The sequence below is a fragment of the Streptomyces sp. NPDC059850 genome, assembly GCF_042731515.1.
In the GTDB taxonomy this organism is placed as follows: domain Bacteria; phylum Actinomycetota; class Actinomycetes; order Streptomycetales; family Streptomycetaceae; genus Streptomyces.
Map to the genome: position 1 here is coordinate 70,903 of NZ_JBHWJI010000033.1, position 21,510 is coordinate 92,412.

Genomic DNA, 21,510 nt, shown 5'->3' on the forward strand with positions numbered 1-21,510 from the left:
CCATGTCCGATCTGTCCGCCAAGTCCGTCGTCTGGCTGCGCAGCAGCTATAGCGTCGGAATGAACAACTGCGTCGAAACGGCCCGGCTGACTCCGGGCCTGCTCGCCGTGCGGGACTCGAAGAACATCGCGGGACCCGCTCTGCTGTTCCCCCCGTCCGCCTGGGCCTCGTTCGTCGGGGACCTGTGCGACGGCGATCTCGGTGACCCCGGCTCCGGGGGTGCCTCCCGGCCGTAGCCGGGAGTCTCCACACCGCCGGACACCGATCCGTCAGGCGGCCGGTGCGGTCCCCACGATCACGTCGGCCGCCCTCTCCACCTGCTGATCCGTCAGATCCGCGCGAGCGGTGAGCCGTACCCGGGAGATGCCGTCGGGGACGGACGGGGGACGGAAGCAGCCCACCACCAGACCGGCCGCACGGCAGTCCGCGGCCCAGCGCACCGCCTGCTCAGGGGACGGCGCGCGCACCGACACCACCGAGGCGTCGGGCCGCGCCGCCCTCAGCCCGGCGCCGGTCAGCCGCGCGTGCAGGGCCGCCGCGACCGTACGGGCCCGGGCGGCGCGCTCCGGCTCCCGGCGCAGCAGCCGCAGAGCCGCCAGGGCGGCGCCCACGGCGGCCGGGTTGAGGCCGGTGTCGAAGATGAACGTACGAGCGGTGTTCACCAGGTGCTCGATCACCCGGGCGGGCCCCAGCACCGCCCCGCCCTGGCTGCCCAGCGACTTCGACAGGGTGACCGTGACCACCACGTCCGGCGCGCCCGCGAGCCCGGCGGCGTACGGGGCGCCGCGCCCGCCGTCGCCCACCACCCCCAGCCCGTGCGCGTCGTCCACGACCAGCGCCGCGCCGTGCGCCCGGCAGGCGGCGGCGAGCCCGGTCAGCGGCGCCACGTCGCCGTCCACCGAGAAGACGGAGTCGGACACGGCGAGCGCGCGGCGGCCCGGATCCTCCTTCCGGGCCCCGTCGAGGACCTTGGCGGCGGCCGTGGGATCGGCGTGCGGGGCGACGGCGACCTCGGCGCGGGAGAGCCGGCAGCCGTCGATGAGCGAGGCGTGGTTGCCCGCGTCGGACACGATGAGCGCGCCCCGGCCGCTCAGCGCCGAGACCGCGGCCAGGTTGGCGGCGTACCCGGAGGAGAACACGAGCGCCGCCTCGAAGCCGCAGAACGCGGCCAGCTCCTCCTCCAGCGCCGCGTGCAGCTCCGTGGACCCGGTGACCAGCCGGGAGCCGGTCGATCCGGCGCCCCAGCGGTGCGCCGCCTCCGCCGCCGCCGCCGTCACCTCGGGGTGCCGGGACAGGCCCAGATAGTCGTTGCTCGCCAGGTCCAGCAGCGGCGAGTCGGCGGGCCGGGGGCGGAGTACGCGCCGCAGCCCGGCACGGCCGCGCTGCTCCCGCCCCGCGTCGATCCACGCGAACGGGTCCTGGCGATCCTGGGGCATCGGCTTCCTCGCCTTCCTGTGGGGTCCGGATAGAACGTAGTCGTGCGCACGCGTGGGCAGGGTGTGGCAATACACACACCCCGAACGCCGCGTCTTGTACGGTCCCTCCTTGGCCAAGCGCGGTGGGGTAAGACAGGATCTCCGCCATGGACCTGCTGAATACGCTGGTGGACAAGGGGCTGCGGGGCGAGTCGCCGACCCGCGCAGAGGCTCTCGCGGTATTGGCGACTTCCGACGACGACGTACTGGACGTGGTGGCCGCCGCGGGCAGGGTGCGCCGTCGCTGGTTCGGGCGGCGGGTGAAGCTCAACTACCTGGTGAACCTCAAGTCCGGGCTGTGCCCGGAGGACTGCGGGTACTGCTCGCAGCGGCTCGGCTCGAAGTCCGAGATCCTCAAGTACAGCTGGCTCAAGCCGGACCAGGCGGCGGCCGCGGCGGAGGCCGGGGTCGCGGGCGGCGCCAAGCGGGTCTGCCTGGTCGCGAGCGGACGCGGGCCGACGGACCGGGACGTGGACCGGGTCTCGAAGACCATCGCCGCGATCAAGGAACAGAACGAGGACGTCGAGATCTGTGCCTGTCTCGGACTGCTGTCCGACGGGCAGGCGGCGCGGCTGCGGGACGCGGGCGCCGACGCGTACAACCACAACCTCAACACCTCCGAGGCCACGTACGGCGACATCACCACCACCCACACCTACGCCGACCGGGTCTCCACCGTGCAGCAGGCCCAGTCCGCGGGGATGTCGGCCTGCTCCGGGCTGATCGCGGGCATGGGCGAGCGTGACGAGGACCTGGTGGATGTGGTCTTCTCGCTGCGCGAGCTGAACCCGGACTCGGTGCCGGTCAACTTCCTGATCCCCATCGAGGGCACCCCGCTGGCCGGGGACTGGAACCTCACCCCGCAGCGCTGTCTGCGCATCCTCGCCATGGTCCGGTTCGTCTGCCCGGACGTGGAGGTACGGCTCGCGGGCGGGCGCGAGATCCATCTGCGGACGATGCAGCCGCTGGCCCTGCACCTGGCGAACTCGATCTTCCTCGGGGACTATCTGACCACCGAGGGCCAGTCGGGCAAGGACGACCTGGACATGATCGCCGACGCCGGTTTCGAGGTGGAGGGCACGGACACCAGGACGCTGCCCGCGCACCGCGCCGACGCGCTCGCGGCGGCCGGGGGCGGCTGCGGCTCGCACGGCGCGGAGGGCGGCGGCTGCGGCCCGTGCGGTGACGCCCACGAGGCCCCGGTGGCCGACACCGAGCCTCTGGTAGAGCCCGCCGCCGAGCCGGTCGCCGTGGCGGCCGGGGAGTCGCACGCGGATCTGGTCGCGGTGCGCCGCCGGGGCGCGGGGACGGAACTGCCGCCCAATGCCTGAGCCGCTGACGCCCGACGCGCTGCTGGCCCTGGACCGGCAGCACGTCTGGCATCCGTACGGCCCGATGCCCGGCCGCACGGACCCCCTCGTCGTGGAGTCCGCGGCCGGGGTCCGGCTGCGGCTCGCCGAACCGGCCGAGGGCGTACGGGAGCTGGTGGACGGGATGTCGTCGTGGTGGTCCGCCATCCACGGCTACAACCACCCGGTGCTCAACGAGGCGGCGCGCGGCCAGCTCGACCGGATGAGCCATGTGATGTTCGGCGGGCTCACCCATGAGCCCGCCGTGCGGCTGGCCGCCCGGCTCGTGGAGATCACCCCCGAACCGCTGCAGCACGTCTTCCTGGCCGACTCGGGCTCGGTGTCGGTCGAGGTCGCGGTCAAGATGTGCCTCCAGTACTGGCGCTCGCTCGGCCGCCCCGCCAAGCAGCGGCTGCTGACCTGGCGCGGCGGCTACCACGGCGACACCTGGCAGCCGATGGCGGTGTGCGACCCGGACGGCGGCATGCACCGGCTGTGGTCGGGCGTCCTGCCCGAGCAGATCTTCGCGGACGCGCCGCCGCCCGGCTTCGACGCCGAGCCCGACCCCGCGTACGAGGCCCACGTACGCGAGCTGGTGGCCCGCCACGCGGACGAGCTGGCCGCGGTGATCGTGGAACCGGTGGTGCAGGGCGCGGGCGGTATGCGGTTCCACTCCCCCGCCCTGCTGCGGATGCTGCGCGAGGCGTGCGACGAGCACGATGTGCTGCTGGTGTTCGACGAGATCGCCACCGGCTTCGGGCGCACCGGCACCCTCTTCGCGGCGGAGCACGCCGGGGTCAGCCCGGATGTGATGTGCGTGGGCAAGGCGCTGACCGGCGGCTATCTGACGCTGGCCGCCACCTTGTGCACCTCGCGGGTGGCGGAGGGCATCTCGCGCGGCGAGCTTCCGGTGCTCGCCCACGGCCCGACGTTCATGGGCAATCCGCTGGCCACCGCCGTCGCGGGCGCCTCGATCGACCTGCTGCTGTCCTACGACTGGCGGCAGGAGGTCAAGCGGATCGAGACGGGGCTGCGGGAGGGGCTCACGCCCGCCGCCGAGCTGCCGGGCGTACGGGACGTACGGGTGCTCGGCGCGATCGGCGTCGTCCAGCTGGACCAGCCGCTGGACGACGCGGGCATGGCGGCCGCGTCGCGGGCGGCGGTGCGCGCGGGCGTCTGGCTGCGGCCGTTCCGCGACATGCTCTACACCATGCCGCCCTTCATCACGGGCGACGACGATCTGGCCCGGATCTGCGCGGCGGTACGGTCCGCCGCCGCCACGGCGGGCTGACGGCACAAGAAGACGGCACAACAGACAAGACAACAGCGAAAGGCACGAAGCAACAGATGTCAGTACTGGTCGTGACCGGCACCGGCACGGAGGTCGGCAAGACCGTCACCACAGCGGCCGTCGCGGCGGCCGCGCTCGCGCGCGGCCGGTCGGTCGCCGTGCTCAAACCCGCGCAGACCGGCGTGGGCCCGGATGAACCGGGCGATGCCGCCGAGGTGGCCCGGCTCGCCGGTGACGTGACCCTCCGGGAACTCGCCCGCTACCCCGAGCCGCTGGCGCCCGACACCGCGGCGCGCCGCGCCGGGCGCCCCGCCGTGCGGCCACGGGAGATCGCGGAGGCGGCGGAGAAGCTGGCCGCCGAGCACGATCTGGTGCTCGTCGAGGGCGCGGGCGGGCTGCTCGTACGGTTCGACGAGACCGGCGCGACGCTCGCCGACGCGGCCCGGCTGCTCGACGCCCCCGTCCTGGTCGTCGCCCACGCGGGGCTGGGCACGCTCAACGCCACGGCCCTCACGGCGGAGGCGCTGCGCGCCCGGGGTCTGCGCTTCCCCGGCGTCGTCATCGGCAGCTGGCCCGCCGACGCGGACCTCGCCTCCCGCTGCAACCGGACCGATCTGCCCGAGGCGGCGGGCGCCCCGCTGCTGGGCGCCGTCCCCGAGCGGGCCGGGGCCCTTTCGCCCGCCGACTTCCGCGCGGCGGCCCCGGGGTGGCTGGCCCCGCGGCTGGACGGCGTCTGGGACGCGGAGCAGTTCGCCAAGGAGCTTTTCGTGAAGGAGCACCGCACGGCGTAGCGGTGGGGGCGGCATGGGCAGACTCCCGGTACCGGTACACAGCCGTCCCGCTGGAAAAGGGGTGTCACCCATGCCCGTCCGCCTCCGTCGGCCCCCGCGTGAAACCGTCCACCACCCGCTCTTCGCCCGCTTCTATGCCAAGGTCAGCCCCCTGGCCGACGAACGGGCCGGGGTCGCCGAACTCCGCGGCGAGCTGCTGGCCGGGCTGTCCGGCCGGGTCATCGAGATCGGCGCCGGGAACGGCCTGAACTTCGCGCACTACCCGAACACCGTCTCCGAGGTCGTCGCCATCGAGCCCGAGCGCCATCTGCGCCGCCTCGCGGTGCGGGCGGGCCACCGGGCCGAGGTGCCGGTGGACGTGGCGCCCGGGGTCGCGGAGGCGCTGCCGGTCAAGAGCGAGGCGTTCGACGCGGCGGTGGCCTGCCTGGTGCTGTGTTCCGTACGGGACGTCCAGCGCACCCTGGCGGAGCTGCTGCGGGTGCTGCGGCCGGGCGGGGAACTGCGGTTCCTGGAGCACGGACGGGCCGAGGGTCGGGCGATGGCGGCGGCCCAAGGGGTGCTGGACCGGACGGTGTGGCCGCTGATGTTCGGCGGCTGCCACACGGGGCGCGACGTACGGGCGGAGCTGGCGCGGGCGGGCTTCGAGCCCGTCACCCGCCGGGCGCTGCGGCTCCCGGAGCGAGGGCTGCCGCTGCCCACGTCGCACTGCACCCTGGGTGTGGCGCGGCGCCCTCCGGCGTAACGGCTAAACGCTCCAGCTGCGCAGCTCGTCCGCGATCGCGTGCACGTCCACCGCGCCGTCGTGCACCAGGCGCGCCAGGTCCCGCACCCGCTCCGGCGAGGTGGTCACTTTCAGCCCGCTCGCGACCAGGTACGCGTACGCGACGGCCGACGCGAACAGCGCGTTCGACCGCTCCAGGGCCGGGACGAGGAGCAGCAGCTGCAGGAGCGCGGCGGCCCGTTCCTGCGGGTCGGTGTAGATCGGGGTGCCGAATATCTCCGCCTCGTGGCGGCTCACGGCGGCCACCAGCACGCCGTAGTCGGTGACGCGCGGGTCCCCCGGGGTGTTGTGTTCGGCGATCATCAGAAGCCAGGCGAGGTCGATACGCACGGTCAACGGCGCGCTTCGCCCCCGAGCTGCCGTCCGGGTTCCCGGCCGAACTCCTCGTCGAAGACCGACTCGTACTGCTTCATGAAGTCGGCGGCGGCTTCCACGAACTTCTGGCCCACCTCGCCCGCGTCCTGCCGGACCAGCTCTTCGATGTAGCGGTTCACGCTCACTCCCCGCTGCAGTGCACGCTCCCGGGCCACCTCAGCGGTGGTCTCGTCGACCCGGACGTTCAGCTGTGTCTTAGCCACACCCTCACGCTAGCGCATAATTGCTAGCGGCGCCAATGGCGCGCAAATCCGTGCCGGTCCCTACCATCGAGGGCAAACCGTTCCGACACGGGAGGCGTTTGTGTCCACACCGGCGGCAACGAAGACAGACGGGTTCGCGGAGGGCGGCGCTCGCCCGGCGGCCCGGGCCCACGGCCTGACCAAGGCGTACGGCAGCGGCGAGACCGCCGTGGTCGCGCTGGACGCGGTGGACGTGGAGATCGAGCGGGGCAGGTTCACCGCGGTGATGGGGCCGTCCGGCTCCGGCAAGTCCACGCTGATGCACTGCCTGGCGGGTCTCGACACGGTCTCCGCGGGCCAGGTCTGGCTGGGCGACACCGAGATCACCGGACTGGGCGACCGCCAGCTGACCCAGCTGCGCCGCGACCGGATCGGCTTCATGTTCCAGTCGTTCAATCTGCTGCCCACCCTGAACGCGGCCGAGAACATCACCCTGCCGATGGACATCGCGGGCCAGAAGCCGGACCCGGCGTGGCTGGAGCGGGTCATCGACACCCTCGGACTGCGGGACCGGCTGAAGCACCGGCCCGCCCAGCTGTCCGGCGGCCAGCAGCAGCGGGTGGCCTGTGCCCGGGCGCTGGCCTCCCGCCCCGAGCTGATCTTCGCGGACGAGCCGACCGGCAACCTGGACTCGCGCGCGGGTCTGGAGGTGCTGACCTTCCTGCGCGAGGCGGTGGACGACCTGGGCCAGACGGTGGTCATGGTGACCCATGACCCGAGCGCCGCCGCCCACTCCGACCTGGTGCTCTTCCTCGACGACGGCCGGATCGTCGACCGGATGGAGCGACCCACGGCCGAGTCGGTGCTGAACCGCATGCAGATCTTCACCCGGGCGTACGCGGCCCACGAGGGCTGACCAAGGAGAGCCGTTCTCCGATAGGTTCGGGGCATTTCCCGATCAAGGAGGGCTCATGGCAAGGCCGTTCCGTTTCGGAGTCAATCTGCTCACGCTCGAATCGGCCCCGACCTGGCGCGAGAAGTGCCGCCGCGCCGAGCGTCTGGGCTACGACGTGCTGCTCGTCCCCGACCATCTGGGCATGCCCGCGCCGTTCGCGGCGCTGGTGGCCGCCGCCGAGGTCACCGAGCGGCCGCGGCTCGGCACCTTCGTCCTCAACCTGGGCTTCTGGAACCCGGCCCTGCTGGCCCGTGAGGTGGCCACCTGCGACGCGCTCACCGGGGGACGGCTGGAGCTGGGCCTCGGGGCGGGGTATGTGAAGGCCGAGCACGACAGCGCCGGGCTGCCGTTCGGCTCGCCGCGCGAGCGGGTGGACCATCTGGAGCACACCGTCCAAGAGCTGGAGCGGCTGCTGACCGACCCCGAGCAGCAGCCGCGCCCCGCGCAGGCCCCGCGCCCGCCGCTGGTCCTCGGCGGCAACGGCAACCGGCTGCTGCGGGTGGCCGCACGGCATGCGGAGATCGCGGCGTTCACGGGCGCGGTCCCGGCCCCGGACGACGCGCCCGTCCCGCTGAAGATGATCAGCCCGGAGGCGCTGGAGGAGCGGGTGGCGGCCTTCCGCGGCTTCGCGGCCGACGCCGGAAGGGGACCGGATCCCGCCGAGCTGAACTATCTGATCCAGCTGGTCGAGAACACCGGCGACCACCGTGCCAAGGCCCGCGAGCTGCGGCCGTACGCTCCCGACCTCACCGAGGACCAGCTGCTGGCACACCCCGCACTGCTGCTGGGCAGCCCCAAGGAGATGGCGGACCAGCTGCGGGCCCACCGCGAGCGCTTCGGCTTCACGTACTTCGCCGTGCTGGAGCACAACATGGAGGCCTTCGCCCCGGTGATCGAGGAGCTGCACGGAGCGTGACCGACGTGCATTGACGTAACAGGAGCGGGGGTGCAAACCTCAGGTCGTGCAGGTGACCATTCGAGACGTCGCGAAGGCCTCAGGGGTCTCGCCGTCCACGGTGTCGCGGGCGCTGGCGCCCGGGGGAACGGTCAGCGTCGTCACGCGCGAGCGGGTGCGGGCCGCCGCCGACCGGCTCGGCTACCAGCCCAACCGCGCGGCACAGGGCTTGATCACGGGACGTACCGGCCATCTGGGCGTGATCGTCCCCGACCTGCTGAACCCCTTCTACGCGGAGTGCTGCAAGGGCGTCCAGTCCCGGGCCCGGGGCCTCGGCTACGCGGTGTTCGTATCCGACGCCGAGCGCGACGAGGCCCTGGAGCTGGACGCCATCCGCACGCTGGCCCCGCAGGTGGACGGGCTCGTCCTGGTCTCCCCGCATCTGAGCGGCGAGGAGCTGCGGTCGCTGGACGAACTCGCCGCGAAGCCGACCGTGCTGCTGCACCGCAGGGAGCCCGGCTTCGCGAGCGTCACGGCCGACCTGATGGCGGGCATGAGCGACGCGGTGGCCCATCTGCACGCCCTGGGCCACCGCAAGATCGCGTACGTCGGCGGGCCGCGCAGCTCCTGGGCCGCGCGGGAGCGGGCGGCGGGCGTCGAGGCGATGGCGGAGTCGGGCAAGGTCGAGATCGTCCACGTGGGGAGCGTGGCCCCGCAGTTCGACGGCGGGATCACCGGCGCGGCCGATGTGGTGCTGGCCAGCGGGGCGAGCGCGGTGGTGGCGTTCAACGACATCGTCGCGTTCGGGCTGATCAGCCGGTTCACCGCGCGCGGGGTGCGGGTGCCGGACGAGATGAGCGTGGTGGGCTGCGACGACTTCGCGCTGTCCGGGATGGCCGCGCCCCCGCTGACCACGGTGTCCGTGCCGAAGGCGTACGCCGCGCGGGCCGCCGTCGATCTGCTGTCCCGCATCCTGGGCACGCCCGCGGTGGAGGGGGCGGAGCCGATGCAGCGGGTGCTGGAGACGCATCTGGTGGTGCGGGGGTCGACGGCCGCGGTGGAGTGACTACCAGCGCGGCAGCGCCGGGTCGAAGTCCGGCTCCACGGTCCTCATGTAGAGCGCGTCGTGCCGGTGCTCGCGCCCCAGGTCCAGGTACGTGGCGTGCAGCCGGTCGAGGACGGCGCGGTCCAGCTCGACCCCGAGACCCGGACCCGGCGGGACCCGCACGGCTCCGTCGGCGAAGGCCAGGGCACCGGGCGCCACCACGTCATCGGCGGCGTTCCACGGGTAGTGGGTGTCGCACGCGTAGGCCAGCTCCTCGGTGGCGGCGGCGACATGGGTCATCGCGGCGAGGCTGATACCCAGGTGCGAGTTGGAGTGCATGGACAGCCCCCAGCCGACCGCCTCGCAGACGTCCCCCAGCGCGGCGGTGGTCCGCAGCCCGCCCCAGATGTGGTGATCGGCCAGCACGATCCGCACCGCGCCGTGGTCAAGGGCGGGGCGCATGGTCTCCAGCGAGTTCACGCACATGTTGGTGGCGAGCGGGATCGAGGTCCGCTCGGCAAGGGCGCCCATGTCCTTCGCCCCGGCCACCGGGTCCTCCAGGTATTCGAGGACGCCTTCGAGTTCGCGGACCGCCGCCAGAGAAGTCCGTAGCGTCCACGCGGCGTTGGGATCGATACGGAGCGGATGCCCGGGGAACGCCGCCCGCAGCGCGTGGATGGCAGCGATCTCCTGATCCGGCGGGAAGACCCCGCCCTTGAGCTTGAGCGAGCGGAAGCCGTACCGGTCCACCATGCGCCGCGCCTGGGCGACGATGCCCTCGGGGTCCAGGGCGGCGCCCCACTCGTCCTCGATCGCGGGGGCGCCGTCCCGTGCGGGGTGCCGCTCCCACTTGTAGAAGAGGTACGCGCTGTAGGGCACGGCGTCCCGCACCCGGCCGCCCAGCAGATCGACCACCGGTACGCCGGTCAGCCTGCCCTGCGCGTCCAGGCACGCGACCTCGATCGCCGCGTATACGCGCCGTACGTCGAAGGCGGGCGCGGGAATCGGGGCGGGGCCGCGCGATTCGGGCGGGCTCGTACGGTCGGACCAGCGCCGCCACGGCGCGTCGGGGCCGTAGTCGACGCCGTCCGCCCGGCCGGACAGCAGTGCGCGGACGGTCCGGCCGACCGCCGCCGTGTCGAAGACGGGGAGGCCCGCCAGCTGGGTGCCGACGAGGGTCAGCCAGTCGAGCTGCCAGGCGTGACCGGCGCATTCGCCGAGTCCGGTCACCTCGCCGCCCCGGCCGTCGTCCACGACCAGTTCGACGACCGCGCGCAGGACGTGGGGCTGGTGCACTCCGTCGGCGTTGAGCAGCGGGGGGTCGCGGAAGGCGATCGGGGTGACCCTCAGTTCGCGGATGATCATGGCTCAGCCCTGCGGCACGGTGGTGTGGAACTTCTCCATCATCTGGGCGGCGGCCGCCCGTACGCTCTGCTTGCCGAAGATCACGTCCTGGTAGACGCTCTCGAACTCCAGCTTGTCCTCGTCGGAGCCGGGCGGCGGCAGCGGGGCCGGCGCGAAGTCCTTCTCGTACGCGGTGACGTACTCGTAGACCATGCGGTCGCCCTTGGTGAAGCCGGGCGCGAGGCGGTCGAGGTTCGGCCGGTTCGGCGGCAGGCCGCGTACGACGCCGAGCGCGCGGCCCGCCCCCGGGTCGTTGAGCAGGAAGTCCAGCAGCAGCGCGGCCTCCCGCTTGTGCGGGCTGCGCTGCTGGACACACATCATCCCGGCCCCTGCGGTCAGCCCGAGCGGGGCGCCGGAGGACACCGTGGGGAACGGCACGGCGGCGACCTCGCCGTAGGCCTCGAAGTAGGGCGTGACCGTGGAGGTGAGCTTGAACTCGGCGGTGGAGAGCTTCCGTACCATCGGAGAGCTTTCCGTCGAACCGTCGTAGGAGGCGGTGATGTGGGGCGGGGTGAAGATGCCCTGGTCCCGCAGCCGCGAGGTCAGCTCCCAGAACCCGGCGAGATCGGCCGTGGTGAAGCCGAGCGAGGTATCGGGTTTGTAGATCGTCTTGCCGCGCTGGGCGAGCCAGACGTTGAAGCACTCGCTGTAGCCGCCGAAGTCGGTGAGCGGGCTTCGGCCCGGCACCGCCCGCTTCACGGCGGGGCCGACGTCGTGCAGGAGGTCGTCCCAGGTCCAGCCCTTCTTCGGCAGGCCGACGCCCGCCTTGCGCCAGAGGGCCGGGTCGACGAACAGGGCCTGTGACACAAGTCCGGTCGGGACCGCGTACAGCTTCCCGCCCAGGCGGTTGGCGTTCACATAGGCGGCGGGCACCTGGTCCAGGGAGAGGGCGGAGAACTCGGGGCCGCCGAGGTCGGCGAGCAGTCCGTAGTCGGCGTACGCCCGCGCCTGGTAGTAGTCCATCTGCAGCACGTCGGGGCCGCCACCGGCCGCGACTTGGGTGGCGAGCCGCTGGAAGTAGGCGTCGTAGCCGGTGAAGGAGACCGACACCCTCACCTTCGGATGGCGGCGTTCGAAGAGCCGCAGCGCCTTGGCGGTGGCCAGGTTGCGATCGTCGGCGCCCCACCACTGGAAGTCGAGCGTCACCGTGTCGTCGTCGGCGGCCCGCGCGGTGGCGCACCCGGCGGTGGCGGCGCCCAGGCCCAGCGCGCCGAGCGAGGTGAGGAGTCGGCGGCGCGAGGGCGAGACGGGGGTGGGGGGACGGCGTGTTGCGGACATCGCGGCCCTTCACTCTGCTGGCGGAGGAGTGGCTGCAAACGTTGCCACTCTGTTTCAGGCTGAGCCGGAAATTACGCTTGCGTGCAGCACTCAGTCAATGTCAAGAACCTAATCATCAGGGAAAAGTTCAACCGCGCCCGCCTCTTGCCGCAAGCGCTTTCCCGTGCAACCGTTGCCGCCGTCATCCACCCTCGCCTCGGAGGAGCACGCATGGCCCAGGCGACCGCACCGCCCCGTCCCCTGCCCCGCCCCGGCGGTGTCGCCGACGCCGTCGCCCTGGCGCGGCGCCGCCGCCGTTCATCGGTGCTGTCGGCACATGTCTTCCTGGCGCCCTGGCTGATCGGCGCGGTCGTCCTGACCCTCGGCCCGATGCTCGCCTCGCTGTATCTGTCGTTCACCGACTACGACCTCTTCTCGAAGCCGCAGTGGGTGGGGCTCGCCAACTACCGCTACATGCTGGAGGACGACCGGTTCCTCACCTCGGTGGGCGTGACCCTGAAGTTCGTCCTCATCGGCGCGCCGCTCAAGCTCGCGGCCGCGCTCGCCGTGGCGCTGCTGCTGAACCGCGCAAGCCGCGGAGTCGGCCTGTACCGCGCCGCGTTCTACGCTCCGTCACTGCTCGGCGCGAGCGTGAGTGTCGCCCTGGTGTGGCGGTCCCTGTTCGCCACCGGCGGTCTCACCGACCGCTCGCTGGCCTTCTTCGGCCTGGAGATCGGCGGCCTCACCGACAACCCGGACTACGCCCTGTATCCGCTGATCATGCTGACCGTCTGGCAGTTCGGCGCACCCATGGTGATCTTCCTGGCCGGGCTGAAACAGATCCCGAAGGAGCTGTACGAGGCGTCCTCGATCGACGGGGCGAGCCGGACGCGCACCTTCTTCTCCATCACGCTGCCGATGCTGACGCCGGTCCTCTTCTTCAACCTGATCATGGAGATCATCCACTCCTTCCAGTCCTTCACCTCCGCGTTCGTGGTCAGCAACGGCACCGGAGGGCCGTCCGACTCGACCCTCTTCTACTCGCTGTACCTGTACCAACAGGCTTTCACCAACTTCCACATGGGATACGCCTCCGCGATGGCGTGGGTCCTGCTGGCCGTCATCGCCCTGGTCACGTTCCTCGTCTTCCGCAGTTCCCGGCTGTGGGTCTTCTACGGACAGGAGGAGACGTCATGACGACCGCGACGTCCCCGGCCCCCGCCACCACCCCACGCGTGCGTTCCGCGGTGTGGCACCTCGTGTGCGTGGCGCTGGGCCTCGTACTGCTCTATCCGGTGCTGTGGCTGGTCACGGCGTCGGTGAAGTCCGGCACCGAGATCATCTCGAATCTGAGCCCCGTCCCGGAGGTCTTCACCCCGGGCAACTACACCAAGGCGGCCGAGGGGATCAGCGGCATCACACTGTGGCGGCTGTTCGGCAACTCGCTGCTCGTCTCCACCGGCGCGGTCCTCGGCAACGTGGTGTCCTGCTCCCTGGCCGCGTACGCCTTCGCGCGGCTGCGCTTCCGGGGCCGCGGGCTCTACTTCGCGGTGATGATCGGGACGCTGATGCTGCCGATGCACGTCGTGCTGATCCCGCAGTACATCATCTTCCAGAAGCTCGGCATGGTCGGCACGTTCCTGCCGCTCATCCTGCCGAAGTTCCTGGCCACCGAGGCCTTCTTCGTCTTCCTGATCGTCCAGTTCATCCGCTCGCTGCCGCGCGAACTGGACGAGGCGGCGGTCATCGACGGCTGCGGGCCGTACCGCACCTTCTGGCACGTCATCATGCCGCTGCTCAAACCGGCCCTGGTGACCACGACGATCTTCTCGTTCATCTGGAGCTGGAACGACTTCCTCTCCCAGCTGATGTACCTCGCCGACCCGAAGGACTACACGCTGCAGCTGGGCCTGCGGATGTTCGTCGACCAGTCCGGCAGCGCCGCGTTCGGGCCGATGTTCGCGATGTCGGTGCTCACCCTCGTGCCCGTGCTGCTGTTCTTCCTCGCCTTCCAGCGGCTGCTGGTCGAGGGCGTGCACACCTCCGGGCTCAAGGGATAGGGGGCCGGGCCGATGCGCCGCTTCTGGTTCGCGCCGTTCGCCGACTGTCTGCTGCTCGGGGTGTTCCTGCTGCTCGCCTCGCTGCCCGTGGTCACCGCCTACCCCGCCCTGGTGGCGGGCTGCACCGTGCTGCGCGAGCAGGCGCACGGCGGGCCGGGCGTGACACCACGCCACTTCCTGGCCGCGCTGCGCCGGGTGCTGCGCTCGGGGCCGTCCGTCTGGCTCGCCCCCGCCGGGGTGCTGGCGCTGCTGTGGCTGGACGCGCTCGCCCTGGACGCCCACGGCGGGCCGGGCGCCGGTCCGGCCTTCGCCGTCGCGACCGCCGCCCTCGCCGCCCTGGGGCTGCGGTGCGCCGCGGCCTGGCGGGACGGGGTGCGCTGGCGGGCCGTCCTCGCCTCGGCGTTCCGGTCGGTGCCGGGGCAGCCGCTCGTACCGGTGCTGCTGGCCGGGTCCACGGCCGCAGCGGCGGTCCTGCTGACCATGTCGCCGGTACTGCTGCTGGTCGTCCTCGGCCCGCTCGCGCTCGCCGCGACCGCCACCGACACCTGGCGCCCTCTCGACCCCCGTACCCCCTGACCTCGCGCCCCTCCTGACCTCACAAAAACGGGTCGCCGGACGGGCCGGTGCTCTGCTTGGCTCGCCCCATGAGCGATCTTCATATCCGCCATGCCACCCCCTCGGACGCCGACGCCGTGCTCGCCTTCTGGCGCGAGGCCGCGGAAGGTACGAGCATCAGCGACGACCGGGACGGGGTGGCCCGGCTGATCAGCCGGGACCCCGAGGCGCTGCTGCTGGCCGAGCGGGACGGGGCGCTCGCCGGGACCGTCATAGCGGGCTTCGACGGCTGGCGCTGCCATCTGTACCGGCTCGCGGTCCACCCCGGCCAGCGCCGCCGGGGCGTGGCGACCGCGCTGCTCGCGGCGGCCGAGGAGCGGTTCGCGGCGCTCGGCGGGCGGCGCGGGGACGCCATGGTGCTCGACGAGAACGCGCTCGCCCACCACGCGTGGAGCGCGGCCGGGTACGCCCGGGAGCCGCAGTGGAGCCGCTGGGTGAAGCCGCTGACGCCCTGAGGCGACGCCCGCACGGCGCTGTGCCGCCGCTTTACGATGAGAGTGCGCGGCGGCTCCCGTCGCGCGCTCCTCCGGGCCCTGCCGGATCATGGGACGGAGGTGACCCCATGACCGAAGTCCTCCTCCTGGCCGTGGCGCTCCTGCTGGCGCTCGCATGCGGCGCGTTCGTGGCGGCGGAGTTCTCGCTGACCACGGTCGAGCGCAGCGAGCTGGACCGGGCGGTGGAGCGCGGCGAGCGCGGTGCGGACAGCGCCCTGAAGGCCGTGCGCGGCCTGACGTACCAGCTCTCGGGCGCCCAGCTCGGCATCACCGTCACCAACCTGGTCGTGGGCATGCTCGCCGAGCCGTCCATCGCCGCGCTGCTGGGCGGGCCGCTCGGCGCGCTCGGAATGTCCCCCTCCGTCGCCCACACCACGGCCCTCGTCATCGGCACCGCCCTGTCGACGGTGGTGATGATGGTGGTCGGCGAGCTGGTCCCCAAGAACTGGGCGATCTCCCGCCCGCTCCCGGTCGCCCGGGCCGTCGCCACCCCGCAGCGCGCCTTCAGCGCGGCCTTCCGCCCGCTGATCGCCCACCTCAACAACACCGCCAACCGCTTGGTGCGCCGGATGGGCCTGGAGCCCGCCGAGGAGCTGGCCGGGGCGCGCGGCCCGCAGGAGCTGATCGCGCTCGCCCGGCACTCCGCGAAGGAGGGCGCGCTGGAGGAGGACACCGCGGAGCTGTTCGTCCGCACCCTCAACCTGGGCGAGCTGACCGCGCAGAACGTGATGACGCCCCGGGTGCAGGTGATCGCGCTGGACGTACGGGCCACCGCCGAGGACGTCGCCAACGCGACCCGCGCCACCGGGCTGTCCCGCTTCCCCGTGCACCGCGACAGCCTGGACGAGGTGGCGGGCATCGTGCACATCAAGGACGTCCTGGCGATCCCCGCCGAGGCGCGGCCGCGCCACCCGGTGTCCGAGCTGATGCGCGAGGCCATGCTGGTCCCCGAGTCGCTCACCGTGGACCGGCTGCTGGACCGGCTCTCGGTCATGCGCAGCATGGCCGTGGTCATCGACGAGTACGGCGGCACGGCCGGTGTCGTCACCCTGGAGGACATCGTCGAGGAGGTGGTCGGCGAGGTACGCGACGAGCACGACCCGCACGAGACCCCCGACCTGGCCCCGGCGGGCGAGGACGCCGAGGGCCGGGCGGTGTACGACGCGGACGGCGCCGCCCGGGTCGATCAGCTGGAGCAGATCGGGCTGCGGGTGCCCCCGGGGCCGTACGAGACGCTGGCCGGGCTGATCGCGGCCGCGCTGGGCCGTATCCCGGTCGTGGGCGACACGGTCGAGCCGGAGGGCTGGCGGATGGAGGTGGTGAACGCGGCGGGTCACCGCGCCGCCCGGGTCCGGCTGCACGCCCCGCTCCCCCACCACCACCATCACCACGGCGATGACCAGGGCCGGGACCACGGCGGGGCCGGACCATGATCGTCGTACAGCTGCTGATCGGCCTGCTGACGCTGGTCGCGAACGCGTTCTTCGTGGGCGCCGAGTTCGCCCTGATCTCGGTGCGGCGCAGCCAGATCGAGCCGTACGCCGAGCGGGGCGACCGCCGGGCGCGGGCCGTGCTGTGGGGGCTGGAGCACGTGTCCGCGCTGCTGGCCGCGGCCCAGCTCGGCATCACGCTGTGCACGCTGGTGCTGGGCGCCGTCGCGGAACCGGCCATGGCGCATCTGCTGGAGCCGCTGTTCCACGCGGCCGGTCTCTCCCTCGGGCTGATCCATCCCATCTCGTTCGTGATCGCGCTGAGCCTGGCGACGTATCTGCACATGCTGGTCGGCGAGATGGTGCCGAAGAACGTGGCGCTGGCCGAGCCGGTACGTACCGCGCTGCTGCTCGGGCCACCGCTGGTGGCGCTCGCGCGGGCGCTGCGCCCGGTCATCTTCTCCGTCAACGCGTTCGCCAACGGTCTGCTGAAGCTGTTGCGGGTCGAGCCCCGGGGCGAGGTGACGGCCACGTTCTCGGATGACGAACTGGCCCGTATGGTCGCGGACTCCAGCCAGGCCGGGCTGCTGGACGACCGGGGTGCCGAGCGGCTGCGGGAGTCGCTGGAGCTGGGGCGGCGGCCGGTGCGGGACGTGGTGCTGCCGCTGGACCGGGTGGTCTCGGCACGGCTCGGGGTGACGCCCGAGGAGCTGGAGCGGATGTCGGCCGAAACCGGGTTCTCCCGCTTCCCCGTGATCGACGACGCGGGGCAGATCCTGGGCTATCTGCATGTGAAGGACGCGCTGGACGAACATCCGCGCGATGTTCCGTTCCGCCCGGATCAGCTGCGGCCGGTCGCCCGGGTGCGGTCCCAGACGCCGCTGGACGACGTGCTGACCGCGATGCGCGACAGCGGAACCCATCTCGCGCCCGTGATCGACGCGGAGGGGCGATTGGAGGGGCTGGTCACGATGGAGGATGTGCTGCGCCTCCTGGTGGCGTGACGAGCGCGCCGAGGCGGCGCGCGTACCGAGGCGGCGTGACGGGAAGCGGCGGAACCGGGCCGTCACTGGTCCCGTCTGGACTCATGGGCGATGATGCACGCCTGCCAGTGGGCGAGGGCCTCCTCCCGTCCGCCGCCGCCCTCCTCGGCCACGGCCAGCAGCGCGTCGGCGGCCATCGCGGCGAGCCGGACGGCGACCCGGCATACGTCGCGCGTCTCCAGCGGCTCCAGCAGGGCCGCGGCACCCTCACCGTCGTCGGCGAGGGCGGCAGCGACGATCGCCATCGTCGTTCGGTCGCATTCAAAGGCATCCACGGGCACCAGACTGCCCTACTCGGCGCCGTCCGGAACCCTGCTCCGCCCAACCGAGCGACCCGTTCGCATCCGCGCGCCGCCCCCGCCGCACGTTCCCGGCCATACCCGGGCGGGGCCGCTCAAGGCCGACCGCGGGGCCGGGCAGCCGTGGGGTCGTAGCGGAAGACGACGTACTCGACGTGCCCGATCACCTTCGTGCGGTCCGTCCGCCGGTACAGCTCGGGCGGCCGGAAGATGTTGTCGTCGTAGATGTCCGCGCCCGGTTCGAGGTTCCAGCTCGCCGTCGTCCCGTTCCGGGCGCCGCCCTCGAAGTAGATGTGGGTCAGCGCCATGCGGCTCATGATGCGCGCGCCTCGGCCTCCGCGCAGCCCGCGTGCACCGGATAAGATCGCCCGAGCCATGCAGACGAACACCACCTACACCAGTTATGTCGCGGTCGGCGACTCCTTCACCGAGGGCATGTCCGACGTCCTCCCGGACGGCGGCTACCGCGGCTGGGCGGATCTCCTCGCCGCCCGCCTGGCGGCCCGGACCCCCGGATTCCAATACGCCAATCTCGCCGTGCGCGGGAAGCTGATCGGCCAGATCGTCGACGAGCAGACGGGACCGGCGGCCGCGATGGGCGCGGACCTGGTCACGCTGGTCGGCGGCGGGAACGATGTCCTGCGGCCGAAATGCGACGTCGGACGGGTGTGCGGCCTCCTGGAGGAGGCGGCCGAGCGGCTCGCGCCCAGCTGCAAGACGCTGGTGCTGATGCGCAGCCCCGGGCGGCGTGGCCCGGTGTTCGAGCGGTTCCAGCCGCGGATGGAGCAGCTGTTCTCCTTCGTGGACGAGCTGGCCGCACGGCATGACGCGCTGGTCGTGGACGTGTTCGCCTCCGAGGCGGTCGGCGATCCCCGGATGTGGGCGGACGACCGGCTCCATCTGAACGCCGAGGGGCACCGGCGGGTCGCCGAGGCCGTCTGGCAGGCGCTGGGCCATGAGCCGGAGGGGGACTGGGACGCGCCGCTGCCCCCCGCGGTCCGCCCGGGCTGGCTCGCCCGCCGCACCTCGGACGCGCGGTTCGCCCGCGAGCACCTGGGCCCGTGGATCGTCCGGCGGCTGACGGGCCGTTCCTCGGGCGACGGCCGGGCGCCGAAGCGGGGCGAACTCCTGCCGTACGAGGGCTGACCGGGGGCTGACCGGGGCAGGCCGGTGGGCGCCGGTCGGGCCGGACCGGTGGGCACCGGTCTGGCCTGGGGATACGGCCAGTAGACTCTGTGCACGTGACTGGTAAGCCGCGCATTCCGAACGTCCTGGCCGGCCGCTACGCCTCCGCGGAGCTGGCCGTCCTGTGGTCCCCCGAGTACAAGGTGACGCTGGAGCGGCGGCTGTGGCTCGCCGTACTGCGTGCCCAGAAGGATCTGGGCATCGAGGTGCCGGACGCGGCCCTCGCCGACTACGAGCGGGTCCTGGAGGACGTCGACCTCGCCTCGATCGCCGAGCGCGAGAAGGTCACCCGGCACGATGTGAAGGCCCGCATCGAGGAGTTCAACGCCCTCGCCGGTCATGAGCACGTCCACAAGGGCATGACCTCCCGTGACCTGACCGAGAACGTCGAGCAGCTGCAGATCCGGCTCTCCCTGGAGCTGGTCCGGGACCGTACGGTCGCCGCGCTGGTCCGGCTCGGCAAGCTGGCCGCGGACAACGCCGAGCTGGTGATGGCGGGCCGCTCGCACAACGTCGCCGCGCAGGCCACCACCCTCGGCAAGCGCTTCGCGACCGCGGCGGACGAGCTGCTGGTGGCCTACGGGCGGCTGGAGGACCTGCTCGGCCGGTACCCGCTGCGCGGCATCAAGGGCCCGGTCGGCACCGCACAGGACATGCTGGACCTGCTGGGCGGCGACGCCCGGAAGCTGGCCGAGCTGGAGGACCGGATCGCCGGTCACCTGGGCTTCGCGCAGGCGTTCACCTCGGTGGGCCAGGTCTACCCGCGCTCGGTGGACTACGAGGTCGTCACCGCCCTGGTGCAGCTGGCCTCGGCCCCGTCCTCGCTGGCCAAGACGATCCGGCTGATGGCCGGGCACGAGCTGGTGACCGAGGGCTTCAAGCCGGGCCAGGTCGGCTCGTCCGCGATGCCGCACAAGATGAACACCCGCTCCTGCGAGCGCGTCAACGGCCTCGCCGTGATCCTGCGCGGCTACGCCTCGATGACCGGCGAGCTGGCGGGCGACCAGTGGAACGAGGGCGATGTGTCCTGCTCGGTGGTGCGCCGGGTCGCGCTGCCGGACGCGTTCTTCGCCTTCGACGGGCTGCTGGAGACGTTCCTGACCGTGCTCGACGAGTTCGGCGCCTTCCCCGCCGTCGTCGCCCGCGAGCTGGACCGCTACCTGCCCTTCCTCGCCACCACCAAGGTGCTGATGGGCGCCGTGCGGGCCGGGGTGGGCCGCGAGATCGCCCATGAGGCGATCAAGGAGCACGCGGTCGCCGCCGCCCTCGCGATGCGCGAGCAGGGCGCCGAGCGCAACGAGCTGCTGGACTCCCTCGCCGCCGATGAGCGGATTCCGCTGGACCGGGCGGCGCTGGAGGCCCTGATGGCCGACAAGCTGTCGTTCACGGGCGCGGCCGCCGACCAGGTCGGCGCGGTGGTCGCCCGGATCGAGGAGATCGCCAAGCAGCACCCCGAGGCGGCGGCGTACGCACCGGGCTCGATCCTCTGACGCCCCGGTGACCCCCGAGGAGCTGCCCCGGTGACCCCCGACGAGCTGGAGGCCGCCCGCGACCGCGTCGTCCCCGATGTGGTCGGGGACGGCCTGCGGGTCCTCTTCTGCGGCATCAATCCCGGACTGATGACCGCCGCCACCGGCCACCACTTCGCCCGCCCGGGCAACCGGTTCTGGCCGGTGCTGCACGCGTCGGGGTTCACCCCGCGGCTGCTGCACCCCTCCGAGCAGGGGGAGCTGCCGTCGTACGGGCTGGGCATCACCAATGTGGTGTCCCGGGCCAGCGCGCGGGCCGACGAGCTGTCGGACGAGGAGTACCGGGAGGGCGGCCGGATCCTGGAGGAGAAGGTCCGCCGCCTGCGGCCGCGCTGGCTCGCGGTGGCGGGCGTCACCGCCTACCGGGTCGCGTTCGGCGACAAGCGGGCGAAGATCGGCCCGCAGGAACGGACCATCGGGGACACCCGCGTCTGGGCCCTGCCCAACCCCAGCGGGCTCAACGCGCACTGGACGAAGGCGGCGATGGCGGAGGAGTACGCCCGGCTGCGCGCCGCCGCCGAGGCGGACGCGCAGGCCCCGGGCTGACCCGGCTGACGGCTGGCCTCAGGCGGCGCCCGGCTCCCCTATCGCCACCAGCAGCTGGAACGGCAGCTCCCGGTCGCCCTGCCCCACCCCGAGGCCTACCCAGCGCCCGTCCACCTGCCAGAGGTGCAGCGCGGGCACATAGCCGCACAGGTCGTCCAGCAGCGGCGGCACCGGCTCGCCCATCGCCGAGCGCTCCAGGACGTCCGCGAGGTCGAGGACGCTGGGGGCGCCCCACCGTAAGGTCAGCACCTGGACGAGGACGCTCAGCTCGGCCTCGAACTCCTCCAGCACCTCCTCCACCCGGGTCAGGTCCGCGTCCCAGAAGTCCTCGCTCACCCGGAGGTCGGCGACGTGGAACCCCGGGCCCCGGCGCTGCGCGGGAAAGTCCCGGGCGCGCAGAACGTCGATCGTGGCCAGGTGGTCCGCCGTACTGGTCATGCCATCAGTAAACAACCCGGGACCGACATCTGGCCGCCCGTCAGGTGCCAGGCGTACGCGGGTTCGCGGGC

25 protein-coding genes are annotated in these 21,510 nt (G+C 72.6%); 17 read left to right on the plus strand and 8 right to left on the minus strand.

The genetic code is table 11. The features are described 5' to 3' along the window. Positions 1-2: 2 nt before the first annotated feature. Positions 3-236 carry a DUF397 domain-containing protein gene (locus ACFV9T_RS25600; RefSeq protein ID WP_385444248.1) on the plus strand — a complete coding sequence of 78 codons (234 nt, stop codon included), beginning with the start codon at positions 3-5 and terminating at the stop codon, positions 234-236. A gap of 33 nt (positions 237-269) precedes the next feature. Here ACFV9T_RS25600 and ACFV9T_RS25605 read toward each other — a convergent pair whose 3' ends face one another. Then, a complete protein-coding gene (locus tag ACFV9T_RS25605; RefSeq protein ID WP_385444250.1) occupies positions 270-1,436 on the minus strand; it encodes an 8-amino-7-oxononanoate synthase in 1,167 nt (388 codons plus the stop codon). 146 nt (positions 1,437-1,582) lie between these two features. Between ACFV9T_RS25605 and bioB the strand changes: the two genes are divergently transcribed. The 4 genes from bioB to ACFV9T_RS25625 all read left to right on the plus strand — a co-directional run bounded on the left by bioB (position 1,583) and on the right by ACFV9T_RS25625 (position 5,648). Continuing rightward, positions 1,583-2,806 carry a biotin synthase BioB gene (gene bioB, locus ACFV9T_RS25610; protein ID WP_385444252.1) on the plus strand — a complete coding sequence of 408 codons (1,224 nt, stop codon included), beginning with the start codon at positions 1,583-1,585 and terminating at the stop codon, positions 2,804-2,806. Beyond that, positions 2,799-4,115 (plus strand): adenosylmethionine--8-amino-7-oxononanoate transaminase, encoded by a 1,317-nt coding sequence (locus ACFV9T_RS25615; protein WP_385444254.1) that lies wholly within the window; start codon positions 2,799-2,801, stop codon positions 4,113-4,115. Before bioB ends, ACFV9T_RS25615 begins: the two co-directional genes overlap by 8 nt. A 56-nt stretch (positions 4,116-4,171) precedes the next feature. After that, positions 4,172-4,906 carry a dethiobiotin synthase gene (gene bioD, locus ACFV9T_RS25620; protein ID WP_385444256.1) on the plus strand — a complete coding sequence of 245 codons (735 nt, stop codon included), beginning with the start codon at positions 4,172-4,174 and terminating at the stop codon, positions 4,904-4,906. Between the two features lie 70 nt (positions 4,907-4,976). Next, positions 4,977-5,648 carry a class I SAM-dependent methyltransferase gene (locus ACFV9T_RS25625; protein WP_385444258.1) on the plus strand — a complete coding sequence of 224 codons (672 nt, stop codon included), beginning with the start codon at positions 4,977-4,979 and terminating at the stop codon, positions 5,646-5,648. Between the two features lie 3 nt (positions 5,649-5,651). Here ACFV9T_RS25625 and ACFV9T_RS25630 read toward each other — a convergent pair whose 3' ends face one another. Together ACFV9T_RS25630 and ACFV9T_RS25635 are read right to left on the minus strand one after the other, a co-directional pair. Further along, complete coding sequence (locus ACFV9T_RS25630; protein ID WP_385444260.1) at positions 5,652-6,023, minus strand: fic family toxin-antitoxin system, toxin component; 372 nt, start codon at positions 6,021-6,023, stop codon at positions 5,652-5,654. Next, positions 6,020-6,265 carry an antitoxin gene (locus ACFV9T_RS25635; protein ID WP_385444262.1) on the minus strand — a complete coding sequence of 82 codons (246 nt, stop codon included), beginning with the start codon at positions 6,263-6,265 and terminating at the stop codon, positions 6,020-6,022. Before ACFV9T_RS25635 ends, ACFV9T_RS25630 begins: the two co-directional genes overlap by 4 nt. Positions 6,266-6,365: 100 nt before the next feature. Here ACFV9T_RS25635 and ACFV9T_RS25640 point away from each other — a divergent pair, with 100 nt between their 5' ends. Genes ACFV9T_RS25640 through ACFV9T_RS25650 form a run of 3 tightly spaced genes read left to right on the plus strand, consistent with a single transcriptional unit; the run spans position 6,366 to position 9,160 of the window. Continuing rightward, positions 6,366-7,160 carry an ABC transporter ATP-binding protein gene (locus ACFV9T_RS25640; protein ID WP_385444263.1) on the plus strand — a complete coding sequence of 265 codons (795 nt, stop codon included), beginning with the start codon at positions 6,366-6,368 and terminating at the stop codon, positions 7,158-7,160. Between the two features lie 55 nt (positions 7,161-7,215). Beyond that, entirely contained in the window at positions 7,216-8,115 is a 900-nt protein-coding gene (locus ACFV9T_RS25645) for a TIGR03621 family F420-dependent LLM class oxidoreductase (protein WP_385444265.1), read from the plus strand. Positions 8,116-8,167: 52 nt separating this feature from the next. Next, positions 8,168-9,160 carry a LacI family DNA-binding transcriptional regulator gene (locus ACFV9T_RS25650; RefSeq protein ID WP_385444267.1) on the plus strand — a complete coding sequence of 331 codons (993 nt, stop codon included), beginning with the start codon at positions 8,168-8,170 and terminating at the stop codon, positions 9,158-9,160. Here the strand turns inward: ACFV9T_RS25650 and ACFV9T_RS25655 are convergent, their stop codons facing one another. After that, positions 9,161-10,504 carry an enolase C-terminal domain-like protein gene (locus ACFV9T_RS25655; RefSeq protein WP_385444269.1) on the minus strand — a complete coding sequence of 448 codons (1,344 nt, stop codon included), beginning with the start codon at positions 10,502-10,504 and terminating at the stop codon, positions 9,161-9,163. A 3-nt stretch (positions 10,505-10,507) separates the two neighbouring features. Next, on the minus strand, positions 10,508-11,821 hold the full coding sequence (locus tag ACFV9T_RS25660; RefSeq protein WP_385444271.1) for an ABC transporter substrate-binding protein: 1,314 nt from the start codon (positions 11,819-11,821) through the stop codon (positions 10,508-10,510). Between the two features lie 210 nt (positions 11,822-12,031). Here ACFV9T_RS25660 and ACFV9T_RS25665 point away from each other — a divergent pair, with 210 nt between their 5' ends. The 6 genes from ACFV9T_RS25665 to ACFV9T_RS25690 all read left to right on the plus strand — a co-directional run bounded on the left by ACFV9T_RS25665 (position 12,032) and on the right by ACFV9T_RS25690 (position 17,403). Next, positions 12,032-12,997: a carbohydrate ABC transporter permease gene (locus ACFV9T_RS25665; protein ID WP_385444273.1), complete on the plus strand. Its 966-nt coding sequence runs from the start codon at positions 12,032-12,034 to the stop codon at positions 12,995-12,997. After that, positions 12,994-13,860, plus strand: coding sequence for a carbohydrate ABC transporter permease (locus ACFV9T_RS25670; protein ID WP_385444274.1), 867 nt, complete (start codon positions 12,994-12,996; stop codon positions 13,858-13,860). The genes ACFV9T_RS25665 and ACFV9T_RS25670 overlap by 4 nt, the downstream gene beginning before the upstream one ends. 12 nt (positions 13,861-13,872) lie before the next feature. Next, positions 13,873-14,436: a hypothetical protein gene (locus tag ACFV9T_RS25675; protein WP_385444276.1), complete on the plus strand. Its 564-nt coding sequence runs from the start codon at positions 13,873-13,875 to the stop codon at positions 14,434-14,436. A 68-nt stretch (positions 14,437-14,504) separates the two neighbouring features. After that, positions 14,505-14,930: a GNAT family N-acetyltransferase gene (locus ACFV9T_RS25680; protein ID WP_385444277.1), complete on the plus strand. Its 426-nt coding sequence runs from the start codon at positions 14,505-14,507 to the stop codon at positions 14,928-14,930. A gap of 107 nt (positions 14,931-15,037) precedes the next feature. Further along, positions 15,038-16,402 carry a hemolysin family protein gene (locus ACFV9T_RS25685; RefSeq protein ID WP_385444279.1) on the plus strand — a complete coding sequence of 455 codons (1,365 nt, stop codon included), beginning with the start codon at positions 15,038-15,040 and terminating at the stop codon, positions 16,400-16,402. After that, the gene (locus ACFV9T_RS25690) at positions 16,399-17,403 is read left to right on the plus strand and encodes a hemolysin family protein (RefSeq protein WP_385444281.1); all 1,005 of its coding nucleotides are present in this window, start codon (positions 16,399-16,401) and stop codon (positions 17,401-17,403) included. Before ACFV9T_RS25685 ends, ACFV9T_RS25690 begins: the two co-directional genes overlap by 4 nt. Before the next feature lie 62 nt (positions 17,404-17,465). Here the strand turns inward: ACFV9T_RS25690 and ACFV9T_RS25695 are convergent, their stop codons facing one another. Next, the gene (locus ACFV9T_RS25695) at positions 17,466-17,687 is read right to left on the minus strand and encodes a hypothetical protein (RefSeq protein ID WP_039936516.1); all 222 of its coding nucleotides are present in this window, start codon (positions 17,685-17,687) and stop codon (positions 17,466-17,468) included. A gap of 149 nt (positions 17,688-17,836) precedes the next feature. Beyond that, positions 17,837-18,049 (minus strand): hypothetical protein, encoded by a 213-nt coding sequence (locus ACFV9T_RS25700; RefSeq protein WP_385444283.1) that lies wholly within the window; start codon positions 18,047-18,049, stop codon positions 17,837-17,839. Positions 18,050-18,116: 67 nt separating this feature from the next. Between ACFV9T_RS25700 and ACFV9T_RS25705 the strand changes: the two genes are divergently transcribed. The 3 genes from ACFV9T_RS25705 to mug all read left to right on the plus strand — a co-directional run bounded on the left by ACFV9T_RS25705 (position 18,117) and on the right by mug (position 21,001). Further along, the gene (locus ACFV9T_RS25705) at positions 18,117-18,887 is read left to right on the plus strand and encodes an SGNH/GDSL hydrolase family protein (protein ID WP_385444285.1); all 771 of its coding nucleotides are present in this window, start codon (positions 18,117-18,119) and stop codon (positions 18,885-18,887) included. A 95-nt stretch (positions 18,888-18,982) separates the two neighbouring features. Beyond that, entirely contained in the window at positions 18,983-20,416 is a 1,434-nt protein-coding gene (purB, locus tag ACFV9T_RS25710; protein WP_385444286.1) for an adenylosuccinate lyase, read from the plus strand. 30 nt (positions 20,417-20,446) lie between these two features. Further along, complete coding sequence (mug, locus tag ACFV9T_RS25715; RefSeq protein ID WP_385444288.1) at positions 20,447-21,001, plus strand: G/U mismatch-specific DNA glycosylase; 555 nt, start codon at positions 20,447-20,449, stop codon at positions 20,999-21,001. A gap of 18 nt (positions 21,002-21,019) precedes the next feature. Here the strand turns inward: mug and ACFV9T_RS25720 are convergent, their stop codons facing one another. Next, the gene (locus ACFV9T_RS25720) at positions 21,020-21,439 is read right to left on the minus strand and encodes a hypothetical protein (protein WP_385444289.1); all 420 of its coding nucleotides are present in this window, start codon (positions 21,437-21,439) and stop codon (positions 21,020-21,022) included. Between the last annotated feature and the right edge of the window lie 71 nt (positions 21,440-21,510).

Bases quoted from the DNA above. Each gene is read 5' to 3' on its own strand.
- ACFV9T_RS25600 (WP_385444248.1), top strand. From the start codon at position 3: ATGTCCGATCTGTCCGCCAAGTCCGTCGTCTGGCTGCGCAGCAGCTAT.
- ACFV9T_RS25605 (WP_385444250.1), bottom strand. From the start codon at position 1,436: ATGCCCCAGGATCGCCAGGACCCGTTCGCGTGGATCGACGCGGGGCGG.
- bioB (WP_385444252.1), top strand. From the start codon at position 1,583: ATGGACCTGCTGAATACGCTGGTGGACAAGGGGCTGCGGGGCGAGTCG.
- ACFV9T_RS25615 (WP_385444254.1), top strand. From the start codon at position 2,799: ATGCCTGAGCCGCTGACGCCCGACGCGCTGCTGGCCCTGGACCGGCAG.
- bioD (WP_385444256.1), top strand. From the start codon at position 4,172: ATGTCAGTACTGGTCGTGACCGGCACCGGCACGGAGGTCGGCAAGACC.
- ACFV9T_RS25625 (WP_385444258.1), top strand. From the start codon at position 4,977: ATGCCCGTCCGCCTCCGTCGGCCCCCGCGTGAAACCGTCCACCACCCG.
- ACFV9T_RS25645 (WP_385444265.1), top strand. From the start codon at position 7,216: ATGGCAAGGCCGTTCCGTTTCGGAGTCAATCTGCTCACGCTCGAATCG.
- ACFV9T_RS25655 (WP_385444269.1), bottom strand. From the start codon at position 10,504: ATGATCATCCGCGAACTGAGGGTCACCCCGATCGCCTTCCGCGACCCC.
- ACFV9T_RS25660 (WP_385444271.1), bottom strand. From the start codon at position 11,821: ATGTCCGCAACACGCCGTCCCCCCACCCCCGTCTCGCCCTCGCGCCGC.
- ACFV9T_RS25665 (WP_385444273.1), top strand. From the start codon at position 12,032: ATGGCCCAGGCGACCGCACCGCCCCGTCCCCTGCCCCGCCCCGGCGGT.
- ACFV9T_RS25670 (WP_385444274.1), top strand. From the start codon at position 12,994: ATGACGACCGCGACGTCCCCGGCCCCCGCCACCACCCCACGCGTGCGT.
- ACFV9T_RS25675 (WP_385444276.1), top strand. From the start codon at position 13,873: ATGCGCCGCTTCTGGTTCGCGCCGTTCGCCGACTGTCTGCTGCTCGGG.
- ACFV9T_RS25680 (WP_385444277.1), top strand. From the start codon at position 14,505: ATGAGCGATCTTCATATCCGCCATGCCACCCCCTCGGACGCCGACGCC.
- ACFV9T_RS25685 (WP_385444279.1), top strand. From the start codon at position 15,038: ATGACCGAAGTCCTCCTCCTGGCCGTGGCGCTCCTGCTGGCGCTCGCA.
- ACFV9T_RS25690 (WP_385444281.1), top strand. From the start codon at position 16,399: ATGATCGTCGTACAGCTGCTGATCGGCCTGCTGACGCTGGTCGCGAAC.
- ACFV9T_RS25695 (WP_039936516.1), bottom strand. From the start codon at position 17,687: ATGGCGATCGTCGCTGCCGCCCTCGCCGACGACGGTGAGGGTGCCGCG.
- ACFV9T_RS25700 (WP_385444283.1), bottom strand. From the start codon at position 18,049: ATGGCGCTGACCCACATCTACTTCGAGGGCGGCGCCCGGAACGGGACG.
- ACFV9T_RS25705 (WP_385444285.1), top strand. From the start codon at position 18,117: ATGCAGACGAACACCACCTACACCAGTTATGTCGCGGTCGGCGACTCC.
- ACFV9T_RS25720 (WP_385444289.1), bottom strand. From the start codon at position 21,439: ATGACCAGTACGGCGGACCACCTGGCCACGATCGACGTTCTGCGCGCC.